The 13,048-nt window shown below is 65.6% G+C and carries 10 protein-coding genes and 1 tRNA gene; 6 read left to right on the top strand and 5 right to left on the bottom strand.

Annotated elements, in window-relative coordinates; genetic code table 11:
- Positions 1-267 precede the first annotated feature (267 nt).
- On the bottom strand, positions 268-1,938 hold the full coding sequence (locus tag FBZ93_RS07490) for a bifunctional metallophosphatase/5'-nucleotidase (RefSeq protein ID WP_146985282.1): 1,671 nt from the start codon (positions 1,936-1,938) through the stop codon (positions 268-270).
- 94 nt (positions 1,939-2,032) lie between these two features.
- Positions 2,033-2,794: a crotonase/enoyl-CoA hydratase family protein gene (locus FBZ93_RS07485; RefSeq protein WP_146985281.1), complete on the bottom strand. Its 762-nt coding sequence runs from the start codon at positions 2,792-2,794 to the stop codon at positions 2,033-2,035.
- A gap of 346 nt (positions 2,795-3,140) precedes the next feature.
- Between FBZ93_RS07485 and paoA the strand changes: the two genes are divergently transcribed.
- Genes paoA through paoC form a run of 3 tightly spaced genes read left to right on the top strand, consistent with a single transcriptional unit; the run spans position 3,141 to position 6,940 of the window.
- Entirely contained in the window at positions 3,141-3,782 is a 642-nt protein-coding gene (gene paoA / locus FBZ93_RS07480; protein WP_146985280.1) for an aldehyde dehydrogenase iron-sulfur subunit PaoA, read from the top strand.
- A complete protein-coding gene (locus tag FBZ93_RS07475) occupies positions 3,779-4,729 on the top strand; it encodes an FAD binding domain-containing protein (RefSeq protein ID WP_146985279.1) in 951 nt (316 codons plus the stop codon). The genes paoA and FBZ93_RS07475 overlap by 4 nt, the downstream gene beginning before the upstream one ends.
- A gap of 3 nt (positions 4,730-4,732) precedes the next feature.
- Complete coding sequence (gene paoC / locus FBZ93_RS07470) at positions 4,733-6,940, top strand: aldehyde oxidoreductase molybdenum-binding subunit PaoC (RefSeq protein ID WP_146985278.1); 2,208 nt, start codon at positions 4,733-4,735, stop codon at positions 6,938-6,940.
- On the opposite strand, the gene FBZ93_RS07465 is transcribed toward paoC, so the two are convergent.
- Together FBZ93_RS07465 and FBZ93_RS07460 are read right to left on the bottom strand one after the other, a co-directional pair.
- The gene (locus FBZ93_RS07465) at positions 6,937-7,665 is read right to left on the bottom strand and encodes an alpha/beta fold hydrolase (protein WP_146985277.1); all 729 of its coding nucleotides are present in this window, start codon (positions 7,663-7,665) and stop codon (positions 6,937-6,939) included. The two genes, paoC and FBZ93_RS07465, sit on opposite strands and share 4 nt — an antisense overlap.
- A 114-nt stretch (positions 7,666-7,779) precedes the next feature.
- A complete protein-coding gene (locus FBZ93_RS07460; RefSeq protein WP_146985276.1) occupies positions 7,780-8,343 on the bottom strand; it encodes a DinB family protein in 564 nt (187 codons plus the stop codon).
- 250 nt (positions 8,344-8,593) lie between these two features.
- On the opposite strand from FBZ93_RS07460, the gene FBZ93_RS07455 reads away from it, so the two are divergent.
- The gene (locus FBZ93_RS07455; RefSeq protein WP_146985275.1) at positions 8,594-9,286 is read left to right on the top strand and encodes a VOC family protein; all 693 of its coding nucleotides are present in this window, start codon (positions 8,594-8,596) and stop codon (positions 9,284-9,286) included.
- 111 nt (positions 9,287-9,397) lie between these two features.
- Positions 9,398-10,450 carry a lytic transglycosylase domain-containing protein gene (locus tag FBZ93_RS07450; protein WP_146985274.1) on the top strand — a complete coding sequence of 351 codons (1,053 nt, stop codon included), beginning with the start codon at positions 9,398-9,400 and terminating at the stop codon, positions 10,448-10,450.
- 409 nt (positions 10,451-10,859) lie between these two features.
- On the opposite strand, the gene FBZ93_RS07445 is transcribed toward FBZ93_RS07450, so the two are convergent.
- Complete coding sequence (locus tag FBZ93_RS07445; protein WP_146985273.1) at positions 10,860-12,638, bottom strand: acyl-CoA dehydrogenase; 1,779 nt, start codon at positions 12,636-12,638, stop codon at positions 10,860-10,862.
- A 218-nt stretch (positions 12,639-12,856) separates the two neighbouring features.
- On the opposite strand from FBZ93_RS07445, the gene FBZ93_RS07440 reads away from it, so the two are divergent.
- A tRNA-Gln gene (locus FBZ93_RS07440) sits at positions 12,857-12,931 on the top strand.
- The last annotated feature ends 117 nt before the right edge of the window (positions 12,932-13,048 follow it).

Genomic DNA, 13,048 nt, shown 5'->3' with positions numbered 1-13,048 from the left:
CAATGGAGGCGCGTGCGAGGAAGCTCTAATGTAGGCGGTTACCGGCCCTGCGGAAAGGCCCCACTTATCTTCGTTTCCGTCGCCGCAAAGGCTCTAGGAGCTCCTTTCCACGTCATTGCGAGGAGCGCAGCGACGAAGCAATCCATGCTTCCGTTCGCTTGGTGACAATGGATTGCTTCGCGGAGCCTGTCATCGGGCGGCGCTTTGCGCCGACCCGTTGGCTCGCAATGACGGTGGACGCACGGGCGTTCCATGCCCGCACGTCACTCAATTGATCCGCTCGATCCGCTTGCCGGCCGCCGGGCCGACCGGGCTGTTGGCCTTGAAGTAGGCATAGAGCGCGTCGACGTCGTAGATGCCGAACTGCTGCGCTGTCCCTTCCTTGAACACCGTGAAGCCGTCGCCGCCTTCGGCGAGATAGTTGTTGACGGTGACGCGGTAGCTCGCGACCGGGTCGATCGGCTTGCCGTCGAGCGACATCCGCGCGGCGATGATGCGCGCGCCGTCACCCTTGCTCGCATCCCACGCATAGGCAAAGCCCTTCGAGACCTGCAGGGCGCGCGGCCGCTTCGGATCGGCCCATTGCTGCTCCAGCACGTCCTTGAGCCGCTTGCCGGTCAGCGTCATCGTCACCAGCTGGTTGCGGAACGGCTGGCTTGCGAAGATGTCGGCATAGGTGACCGCGCCGTCCTCGCGCTTGACGATGTCGGTGCGCACGCCGCCGGGATTGGTGAAGGCGATCACCGCGCCGCCGTTCGGCTCCGAAGCGGTCGCAGCGAGCTGCGCGTCGGCGACGATATCGCCGAGCACGCTTTCGCCGGTCTCGCCGGGCGTGCGCGACAGCGTTTCCGTGACCGAGCCCGCCGCGCGGTTGGCGATCGGCGCGGCCAGCCGGTCATAGGATTCCAGGAGCGCGCTCTGCTCGGGATCCTTGGCGGTGCCGCCGATTTTCACGATGGTGTTGTTGGCCTTGGCGCTGATCACGTCACGGGTCTTCGGATCGAGCTGCAGATCGATCGCAGTGACCAGCGTGCCGTATTTGTCGCCTGACGTGACGAGCCGTCCGTCGATCTCGCAGACATAGGCCTGGTGGGTGTGGCCGGAGATCACGACGTCGACCGCGCGATCGAGCTTCTTGACGATGTCGACGATCGGCCCGGAGATCCCGGGGCATTCATTATAGTCGCCGGTCGGAAAACCGCCCTCGTGGATCAAGACCACGATCGCCTCGACGCCCTTCGCCTTCAACTCGGGAACCAACGCATTGACGGTTTCGGCCTCGTCGCGGAATTCGAGGCTGGCGACGCCGGCCGGCGACACCAGGTTCGGCGTGTTCTTCAGCGTCAGCCCGATGAAGGCGACCGGAATGCCGTCGAATTCCTTGATCTCGTAGGGCGGAAACACCGTCTTGCCGGTGGCCCTGTCGATCGTGGAGGCGGCGAGATAGCGGAATTTGGCGCCCGTGAAGGGATGCCGCCCCTGGCACTTGTCGACCGGATGGCAACCGCCATTCTGCATCCGCAGCAGCTCGTCCTTGCCCTCGTCGAACTCGTGATTGCCGACCGAGGAGATCGCAAGCCCCATCATCGAGAGCGACTCGATGGTCGGCTCGTCATGAAACATCGCCGACAGGAACGGGCTCGCGCCGATCAGGTCGCCGGCCGCGACGAAGATGTTGTTCTTGTGGCCTTCGCGCAGTTGCTTGATGACGGTGGCGACCCGCTCGGAACCACCGGCGGGCACCATGATCTTCTTGGTCGCATCGGCGGGATCGGTGATGCGGATGCCGCCCGGCGGCGGCCGCAGATAGCCGTGGAAGTCGTTGATCGCGAGAATGCGCAAGTCGACCGGCGCGGCGCCCTGCGCCAGGCTAGGGCCAGTTGCGGCGAGGCCAAGCGCGAAGAGCGCGGCTAGGGGCGTGAGGCGGGGCTGTCTCATGACCTGTCCAAGGCTTACACAATCATGGAACACGCGATCATGGCGCGACGCCACTACAATTTTGCGACGCTTCGTTTCAATCCCGACGCTTCGTTCAATCTTTGGGGCGCGCCATGAACGCCTTGAAGGCGGCGATCGCTTCCTTGGAGCGCATCCGTTCGCTGAACAAATGGTTCTCCTGCTCGATGCGGCGGGTGACGTCCTCGGGCGGCAGCCGGATCAGCCGCCGCGAGGTCGCAACCGCCTCCGCCGGCAGCGCGCAGATCTCGCGCGCCACCTTGTGTGCTTCGACCTCGGCATGTCCCGGCGCCACCACGGTGTTGACGAAACCGGCGACGCGGGCGTCGTCGGCTGACATGGTGCGGCCCATCACCAGCATCGCGAAGGCGCGCTGGTGGCCCATCATGCGCGGCATCAACAGGCTGGAGGCGCCTTCCGGCACCAGGCCGAAATTGGAGAACGGCGTCGAGAACAGCGCGGTCTTGCTGGCCAGCACATAGTCGCAGTGGAACAGCATCGTGGTGCCGATGCCCATCGCGACGCCGTCGACCGCGGCGATGATCGGCTTCACATTGTGGGCCAGCGAATACAGGAACTTGACCAGGTCGGAGGCGGGCGGCGTCTCGCCGGTCGAGGTGCCCTGCACGAGCAAATCCTCGATGTCGTTGCCAGCGGTGAACACGCCGGAGCCGCCGGTGATGATCAGGCAGCGGATCTTCGGATTGTTCTGCGCCTTGTCGATCGCCTCGCTGATCGCGCGAAACATCTCCTGGGTGATCGCGTTCTTCTTCTCGGGCCTGCGCAGCCGGATCACGCGTGTGGCAGCTTCGTCGGTGACTATGACATGCGCGGTCATCAGGCGGTCCCAGGGTCGGCCGGCACCGTCGCCGGCAGAGGTCGTGACCGCTATCCTACATCATCCCGTGCAAGCCCCAAGGGTTCAGGGATGTTCTGGATCGCTTTTCCCCCTGCGCGAGCATGACGACAGCGCAATGCAGTTAACCGGATTTTGCCATTTCGCGACCGGCACCGCGCAAGTCCGACCGACGCCACGATGGGCGGTGCTCGCGAGGAGTTCAGGCGACCGCGAGAAACATTCCGCAGGCCAGGGCATTCCCTCGATGGATCGGCAGGTGCGCGCGGGGGGCGCCGGTTCCGTCCGCCAAGACGCGGCTCGGCGTGACACGTGAAAGGAGAACGGCATGCAGATCTCCGGACGTTTGGAACTATCCCGGCGCCATCTGTTGATTGTGGGAGCCGCCTCGCTCGCGGCGTCGTCGATCGCGACGCCGCTGCCGGCGGCCGCCCAACCTGCCCGGACCGGAGCGCCCGTGATGACGCGAGTATCCTTTGACGTGAATGGCGAAACCCATCAGCTCGAGCTCGATACCAGGACCACGCTGCTCGATGCGTTGCGCGAGCACCTGCATCTGACCGGCACCAAGAAGGGCTGCGACCACGGCCAATGCGGCGCCTGCACGGTGATCGTCGATGGGCGGCGGATCAATTCCTGCCTGACGCTCGCCGTGATGCATCAGGGCGACGAGATCACGACGATCGAGGGTCTCGGCACGCCGGACGGGCTGCATCCGCTGCAGGCGGCGTTCGTCGAGCACGATGGCTATCAATGCGGCTATTGCACGCCGGGGCAGATCTGCTCGGCGGTCGCCGTGCTTGCCGAGGTCAAGGCCGGTATCCCGAGCCACGTCACGGCCGATTTAAATGCGCCGGTGCGATTGACCAATGCCGAGCTGCGCGAGCGCATGAGCGGCAACATCTGCCGCTGCGGCGCCTATTCCAACATCGCCGAGGCGATCAGTGAGGTTGCCGGGAGGAGCGCATGAGATCATTCAGCTATGAACGTGCTGCCTCGCCGGGCGCGGCGGCCGCTGCCGCCGCCAGCACCGCGAACGCCAAGTTCATTGCGGGTGGCACCAACCTGCTCGACCTGATGAAGCTCGAGATCGAGACGCCGGCGCATCTGATCGACGTCAACGATCTTGCGCTCGACCGGATCGAGGAAACCGCGGACGGCGGTTTGCGGATCGGCGCGCTCGTGCGCAACACCGAATTGGCTGCTGATGCGCGCGTGCGGCGCGACTATGGCGTGCTGTCGCGCGCGCTGCTCGCCGGCGCCTCCGGCCAGTTGCGCAACAAGGCGACGACGGCCGGCAATCTGCTGCAGCGGACGCGCTGTCCTTATTTCTACGACACCAATCTGCCCTGCAACAAGCGCAAGCCCGGCAGCGGTTGCGCCGCGATCGGCGGCTTCGGCCGCCAGCATGCGGTGGTGGGTGCGAGCGAGGCCTGCATCGCGACCCATCCGAGCGACATGGCGGTGGCGATGCGCGTGCTCGACGCTGTGGTCGAGACCGTGCGGCCTGACGGCACCACGCGCAGCATCCCGATCGCCGAGTTGCATCGGCTGCCCGGCGATAGTCCCGAGATCGAAACCGTCCTGCAGCCAGGCGAATTGATCACCGCGGTCGTGCTGCCGAGACCGGTCGGCGGCACGCAGGCCTATCGCAAGGTCCGCGACCGCGCCTCTTATGCCTTCGCACTGGTCTCGGTTGCCGCGATCGTGCAGCCGGACGGCACCGGCCGTGTCGCGCTCGGCGGCGTCGCGCACAAGCCGTGGCGGGTCGAGGCGGCGGACGCGGAACTGCCCCGTGGCGCCAAAGCCGTCACAGCGCGGCTGCTCGGTGATGCAAAGCCGACCAAGGACAATGCGTACAAGCTGCCGCTCGCCGAACGAACGCTGGCTGCGGTGCTGCGCGATCCGAGGGCCTAGATCATGCGTTTTGAACATCCCGCGACCTTCAATCCGATCGACCAGCTCAAGGTGATCGGTCATCCGACCAGCCGGATCGAAGGACCGTTGAAGACCACTGGCACCGCGCCTTACGCCTACGAGCGGCACGACGTGGTGGCCAATCAGGCTTATGGTTGTGTGGTCGGCTCGGCAATCGGAAAAGGCCGGATCGCTGCGATCGATCTTGAAGCCGCGAAGGCTGCGCCCGGCGTGCTAGCCATCGTCACTGCCGAGAATGCCGGTAAGCTCGGCAAGGGCGAGCGCAACGCAGCGCCGCTGCTCGGTGGGCCCGAGATCGCGCACTACCACCAGGCCGTTGCTATCGCCGTCGCCAGTACTTTCGAGCAGGCGCGCGCCGCGGTGCAGCTGATCCGGATCGATTACGCCAAGGGGGACAGCAAATTCGATCTCGCTGCGGTCCTGGATACGGCCGGCACACCGAATCCGTCGTTCGGTGGCCCCGCCGATACGGACATCGGCGATTTCGCCACTGCCTTCGCCGTCGCGCCCGTGCAGCTCGACGCCACCTACACCACGCCCGATCAGGGCCACGCGATGATGGAGCCGCATGCCTCGATCGCGGCCTGGGACGGCGACAAGCTCACGGTCTGGACCTCCAACCAGATGATTGCCTGGGGCGTGGAGGATCTGGCGAAGACGCTTGGTATCCCCAAGGAGAATGTCCGCCTGATCTCGCCCTATATCGGCGGCGGCTTTGGCGGCAAGCTGTTCCTGCGCGCCGACGTACTGCTCGCCGCGCTCGGCGCGCGCGCCGCCGGCCGTCCGGTCAAGGTCGCGCTGCAACGGCCGCTGATGTTCAACAACACCACGCACCGTCCGGCGACGATCCAGCGCATCCGCATCGGCGCTGAGCGCGACGGCAAGATCACTGCGATCGGCCACGAAAGCTGGTCCGGCAATGTCATCGGCGGTGAGCCCGAGATGGCGGTGAGTCAGACGCGGCTGCTCTATGCCGGCGCCAACCGGATGACGGCGACGCGGCTCGCGGCGCTCGATCTGCCCGAGGGCAACGCGATGCGCGCGCCCGGAGAGGCGTCGGGCATGATGGCGCTGGAGATCGCGGTCGACGAGCTTGCCGACAAGCTCGGCATCGATCCGGTCGCGCTGCGCATCACCAACGACACCCAGGTCGATCCCGAGCATCCAGAGCGGCACTTCTCGCAGCGTCAGCTCGTGCAATGCCTGAACGAGGGCGCGGCGCGGTTCGGCTGGAACAAGCGCAACCCGAAACCGGGCCAGGTCCGCGATGGCCGCTGGCTGATCGGCATGGGCGTTGCCGCCGCCTTCCGCAACAATCTCGTGACCAAATCGGCGGCGCGCGTTCGTCTCGACCAGCAAGGGAGGGTGACGGTCGAGACCGACATGACCGACATCGGCACCGGCTCCTACACCATCATCGCGCAGACCGCCGCCGAGATGATGGGCGTGCCGCTGGAGAAGGTCGTGGTGCGGCTCGGCGATTCCGACTTCCCGGTGTCCTGCGGCTCGGGCGGGCAGTGGGGCGGCAACAATTCCACCGCCGGTGTTTATGCGGCCTGCGTCAAGCTGCGCGAGGCCATCGCACAGAAGCTCGGCATCAACTCCGAAGAGGCGGTGTTTGCCGACGGCGTGGTCCGGACAGGCAATCGCAACGTGCCGCTGGCGCAGGCCGCCGGCGGCGGCGATCTCGTGGCGGAGGACGCCATCGAGTATGGCGATCTCGCCAAGACCTACCAGCAATCAACCTTCGGCGCACATTTCGTTGAGGTCGGGGTTGATGCCGACACTGCGGAGATCCGCGTGCGGCGGATGCTGGCGGTCTGCGCGGCGGGCCGCATCCTCAATCCGAAGGCGGCACGCAGCCAGGTGATCGGCGCCATGACCATGGGCGTCGGCGCGGCCTTGATGGAAGACCTTGTCGTCGACAAGCGTCACGGCTTGTTCATCACGCACGACCTCGCCGCCTATGAGGTGCCGGTCCATGCCGACATTCCACATCAAGACATGGTCTTCCTCGACGAGACCGATCCGATGTCCTCGCCGATGAAGGCCAAGGGCGTCGCCGAGCTCGGCATCTGCGGCGTCGCTGCCGCGGTCGCCAACGCGGTTTATAATGCAACCGGCGTACGTGTACGCGAATACCCAATCACGCTCGACAAGCTGCTCGCACAGATGCCGGAGCCCGTTTAGCCGCGCCCGACGAACGAGCCGATGCCGCGGCCGATCGCGGCGCCGTGCTGCAACAGCGCGCCGAGATGATCGCCGGGGACCGACATCGCGTACAGGCCGTTCTCCGCGGCAAAACGCTGCATCGGCGCATGCGGTCCGTCGTCCTGTCCGTTCCACAGCAGCACCGGCACGCGCGAGGACAGCACCGCGTCCTTGGCGCCGTCGACCTGGCCGAGCGCGTCGAAGCAGGCGCGCACGCCGCCTTCGAGATCGGGCGTCACCCATTCGGCGAGCTCCGGCACGGTGCGGCGGGCGAAGGTGATGAAGGCGCCATAGGTCAGCGGGCCGGCATTGCCGCGCGGCAGCCCGGTGAGAAAGTCCCAGCCGCCGATCGCAAGCGATGCCAGCCGCGTCGGGAAAAACCGGGCGACGCCGACCGCGACCCAGCCGCCCATCGAATGTCCGACCACGTGGGCGCGCTCGTCGCCGAGGTCGTCGATCACGGCCACGATGTCGCCGGCGCGCTGCGCCTGATCGTAGAATTCGGGATCGGCGGGCTTGTCGCTCAAGCCGTGTCCGAGCGAATCGACGCAGACCACGCGAAAGCGATCGGCAAGCGCGTCGACCACGCCGCATTGTTTCCAGCTCGCGGCGTCGAGCAGCAGGCCGTGCTGCAGCACGATCAGCGGCCCGGATCCTTCGACGGTGTAATGGATGCGCTGGCCCCGGTGATTGGCAAAAGGCATGTACTGAGTTCCCCACGTTACACCGTCAGGTGAGCGTGGAGACGGGCCGTTTCAAGACCTCGTTCCGAATTGGGAACCATTCCGCACGGCGCTATCGTGAGCGGAACCTCGTCCTCAGTCGCCCCACACGGCGGCCTCGCTCCAGCCGAGCTCCTTGAACTCGGTTTCCCGGAGCGGGGCCTCGCCGGCGGCGAAGAATTCGTCGAGCTGCGGCGGCTTGACCGTGGTTTCGGACAGCATCGCGTGAGCCTGGCCGCGATGGTGGATCTGGTGCTGGAACAGATGCATCAGCAGGCGGTCGCGCCGCTCGGTCTGTACCGATGTGTCGCGATTGACCTTGACGACGTCATCGAGCCGCTCCGCCGTCAGCGCCTCGCAGTGCGCGATCAGGCGCCGGTCGACCGCAGCCTGCGCGGCTTGCAGCGCCGCGACCGACGGGTAGGGCACCTCATTGGCCCATGCTGTCGGCCCGAGCCAGCCACCCTCGAGCGCGTCGACATAGAAGAGATCGATGACATGGATGTGGTTCAGTGTCGCCTGCAGGCTCGGGAAGAACCCGGTCCGCGCCGCCGCGAACTCCGCCTGGCTGAGACCGGCGCATGCCGTGAGCAGGCGATGATTGGCCCAGGCATTATTGTACGCAAAAGCTCGAAATGTCTGAACGAGGCTCGCTGGCATGTCCGTCCTCACTGCATTGCGTGATCTTAGAGCGCTTTCGAGCGAAGTGGACACCCGTTCGCGTGAAGAAAACGCGTCAAATGCGCCAATAGTCAAATGCGCCAATACAAGAATCTCCAGGCGGGCCGCGGCCAGCCGGCCGACCAGCGACAGCTTCAGGATCGGGGATCGTTGGTGCTTGCGCAGTGACCTGATCCTCGCATAGCTAGTCGGGTCCGTTGCGGAGAATATGTGTGAGGGCGGCAGGCAAATGCAACTCGCGAAGAATGTGATCGACATCGGCCTCTCGACGAACAATCTCGAGCCGATGCTGCATTTCTGGCAGCAGGATGCCGGGCTCCGCTTCGATCATGTGCTGCCGATCCGGCGCGGGCAGAAGCAGTATCGGCACGACGCGTATGGCTCAGTGATCAAGCTCAACCATCATGTCGAGCCGCTGCCGGATGCGGCACCGAGCGGCTATCGCGAGCTGATCATTGCCCGAGAGGGCGTTACGGCGCCGCAGCGCATGGCCGATCCCGACGGCAACAGCGTTTGCCTGGTCGCACCCGGACATGACGGCATCACCCAGATCGCGGTCGCGATGGCGGTGCGCGACCTCGCCGCGCACCGCAGATTCTACGGCGACATCCTCGGCTTCGCCGAGCAATCATGGTCGGGCGGCCCGGCCTTTCGCCTCGGCGACAGCCTGATCCTGCTCAGGGAAGATCGCGCCGCGAGCGTCGATCAAACTCGGCAGGCGCGGGGCTGGCGCTACATCACGTTGCAGGTCGCCGACATCGACGCCGTGCATCAGGAACTGCGCGCCAAGGGCGTGCGCGAGGGCCTCGCGCCGGTGACGCTCGGCGAGGTCGCGCGGATTTCCATGATCCTCGATCCCGACGGCAACTGGATCGAGCTGTCCCGCCGCGCATCGATCGTCGGCAGCCTGTCCGACCACTAGGCGGCCGCATCCGCGCGACGGAGGCGCGGATCCCATCCAGATTCTCTGCCCGTCGAGCGGCGCCGATGGTATGATCCGGGCGGACACAGTCTCTGTTTTGATGATCGCTTCATGCAGTCGAGTTCCGGGCCGCGGCGGATTCATCGATTTCCACGAACGGCCATCGCCTCGGCCTGTGTTCTGCTGCTCTTTCGCGTCGCAGGTGCCGAACCGGCCGGCAATCCGGCGGTGACGCCGGCCGCGCAACACGCCGAGCCGGCGCGAGCGGAAGCAGCTCACCCGAAGCCGAACATCGGAGAGAACAACGCGGAGCCCGATCGATCGGCATCGGAGCGTCAATCCGCATCCTCTCCATCTCCGCCGCCAACGCAACCGGACCCGAAGCTCGACGGGCCGCAGCAATACTGCAAGGCGCTGGAGCAGGCCGCACTGGAGAACGGTTTGCCGCCGGATTTCTTCGTCCGGCTGATCTGGCAGGAGAGCAATTTCGATCCCGGCTCAGTCAGCCCGGCTGGTGCCCAGGGCATCGCCCAATTCATGCCCGGCACCGCACGCTGGCGCGGTCTGGCTGACCCGTTCGAGCCGTTACCCGCGTTGCAGGAATCCGCACGCTGGCTCCGCGAGCTGCGCGCGCAGTTCGGCAATCTTGGCCTCGCGGCGGCCGCCTACAATGGCGGTCCACAGCGTGTTCAGGATTGGCTGGCGGGACGCGGCAACCTGCCGGGCGAAACGCGCGCCTATGTCAGGATCATCACCGGCAAGTCGGCCGAGGAATGGGCGCAGGGTTCGCTCGAGGATCGCGTCCACACGGATGCCGCCATGGCCTGCGGCGACATCGTGCGCGGCATGCTCGTCAGGGCATTGCCTGCGAGTCCGAAGGAATCCGCGACAGTTGCACAGCAAGTTGCGTGGGGACCTTGGGGACTTCAATTGGCCGGCGGCCCATCGCAATCAAGGGTGCTCGCGGACTACCAGCAATTGCAGAAGCGGTTTGCATCCGTGCTCGGCGATCGCGCGCCGCTTGTTCTGAGATCGCATATGGCCGGGCCTGGCTCGGCCACCTGGTATCTGCTTCGGGTTGCCGAGACCTCCCGCGAGCGAGCCAACCAGCTCTGCGCGCGACTGGAGGCAATCGGCGGGCGCTGCCTCGTGTTTCGAAACTAGGTGATGCGCGTTGCTCGATCATTGAATCGGTGGGATGGTCATGTCGCGAGAATGGGATGCTGTCCCCACCAGCACTGTCATCGCCCGGCTCGACCGGGCGATCCAGTACGCCGCGGCCCATCGGCTCAATAACGACTGTCTCTGGAATACTGGATCACCCGCTTTCGCGGGTGATGACTCCGCGTGTTTATCATCTTGAATCGAGAACCATCCTCACCGTCGTCCCTGCGAAAGCAGGGACCCATAACCACAAATGCAGCTTGTTGTACGACGGCGGAACGACGAGCGCCGTTCACAATCTCCGCTGCGGAGTATGGGTCCCTGCTTTCGCAGGGACGACAGGTGTGAATGTCGCGCGACGTGCGCGCCACGCAGGCGCGCTACCGATATCGCAATGACTGCGGAGCTCTCACCCCGCCAGCACCGCATCCGCGCCGGTCACCGCCTCGGCGCTTTCGGTCACGGTCTTCTCGAGCGACGGCGCCTGCACGGAGATATTCTCGGCGAAGAAGCGCGCCAGTGCGACGTAGCGCTGCGGCTCGGCTTCACCGTTCGCCTTGGCGGCGAGCGCCTCGCCGGCGAGCATGCAGCCGCCGAGCGTGGCGCCGAACAGCCGCAGATAGGGCGTTGCGCCGGCCAGCGCATCGTTCGGTGCGGAGGCCAGCCGCTCGAGCAGCCATTTGCTGCTGCGCTCGAGCGCGGCGTGGGCATCGCGCAGCTTGGCGCCGGTGGTCCCGAACGCCGGATCGTTCGAGGTCTCGACCTGCTTGATGGTCGAGGCGAGCTCGTCGAGCAGCGCCCACACCGAAGCGCCGCCATTGGCGCCGAGCTTGCGGGTGACGAGGTCGATCGACTGGATGCCGTTGGTGCCCTCATAGATCGAGGTGATGCGGGCGTCGCGATAATGCTGCGCGGCGCCGGTCTCCTCGATGAAGCCCATGCCGCCATGGACCTGGACGCCGAGATAGGCGACCTCGTTGCCGACATCGGTTGAGAACGCTTTCGCGATCGGGGTCAGCAGCGCACCGCGCGCCGCCGCCTCAGTGCGGACCTTGGGATCCTTGGCGCGCACCGAGACGTCGAGCGCGACCGCGGTGGCGTAGCAGATCGTGCGCGCCGCCGCCGTCATGCTGCGCATCTGCATCAGCATACGCTTGACGTCGGGATGCACGATGATCGGATCCATCCCGTCGCCCTTGTGGCCGACCGCCTTGCCCTGCTTGCGCTCCTGCGCATAGGCCAGCGCCTGCTGATAGGCGCGGTCGGCAATGCCGACGCCTTCGAGTCCGACGCCGAGCCGGGCCTGGTTCATCATCGTGAACATGCAGCGCATGCCCGCGTTTTCTTCGCCGATCAAAAAGCCGATCGCGCCGCCCTTGTCGCCCATGGTCATGGTGCAGGTCGGCGAGGCGTGCATGCCGAGCTTGTGCTCGACGCCGCTCGCATGGATGTCGTTGCGCGCGCCGAGCGAGCCGTCGGCATTGACCATGAACTTGGGAACAAGAAACAGCGAAATTCCCTTGGTGCCGGCAGGGGCATCGGGCAATCGCGCGAGCACGAAATGCACGATGTTGTCGGTCATGTCGTGCTCGCCATAGGTGATGAAGATCTTGGTGCCCTTGATCCGATAGGTGCCGTCGGGAGCGCGTTCGGCGCGGGTGCGCAGCGCGCCGACGTCGGAGCCGGCATTGGGCTCGGTGAGCTGCATCGTGCCGGTCCATTCGCCGGTGACGAGCTTCTCGAGATAGACCTTCTTCAGCTCGGCGCTGCCATGGGCATCGAGCGCCTCGATCGCGGACAGCGTCAGCAGCGGGCAGAGGCCGAAGGCGACATTCGATGCGCTCCAAATCTCGGTGCAGGCGGCATTGATCGCGAGCGGCAGGCCCTGGCCGCCGAACGCTTCCGGTCCGGACACCGCGTTCCATCCCGCGGCGGTCCAGCGCTGATAGGCGTCGGGCCAGCCGGGCGCGGTGGTCACCTTGCCATTGTCGAGCTTGATGCCGTGCTCGTCGCCGACCTTGTTCAGCGGCGCCAGCACGTCGGAGGCGAACTTGCCGGCTTCTTCCAGCACCGCGGCGGTGATGTCGCCGTCGAAATCGCCGTAGTGGCCGGCCTCGACGGCGGCAGCAAGCCCCGCACCATGATTGAGGGACAAGAGAATATCGTTGATCGGCGCGCGATAGGTCATGGCGTTACTCCCGAGGCGTTTGGAAATTGTCATCCCATGAAACCGGCGGGCTCTCAACTGTCCGAACGGACATCGCGCAGTCTGTTTCGGCCACCGCGGCGGCGCTCTATAATGGGAGTGCCCGTCGTCATCCCTCGGCTTTCGTGTCTTTTCGATCGCCGCCCTGTTGAAATGGCGGGACTCACCCTATAGACCGGCGTGGCCTTCAATCGGCGCGTTGGGGCGTAGCCAAGCGGTAAGGCAGCGGATTTTGATTCCGCCATTCGGAGGTTCGATCCCTCCCGCCCCAGCCAGCACGCAAGCCATTGATTTTGATAGAAGAATCGACTGTTCCCGATTGCCCGCGCGGGCATTTCGGGGCGGAATCGGCCTTCGATCTAGAAATCCGTGCCGCTTTGGTTTCCATGCCG

It is taken from the genome of Bradyrhizobium macuxiense, assembly GCF_007993935.1.
GTDB classification, from domain to species: Bacteria; Pseudomonadota; Alphaproteobacteria; order Rhizobiales; family Xanthobacteraceae; genus Bradyrhizobium; species Bradyrhizobium macuxiense_A.
Note: the sequence above shows the minus strand (reverse complement) of the source record. Positions and strands in the feature narration are given on the sequence as shown.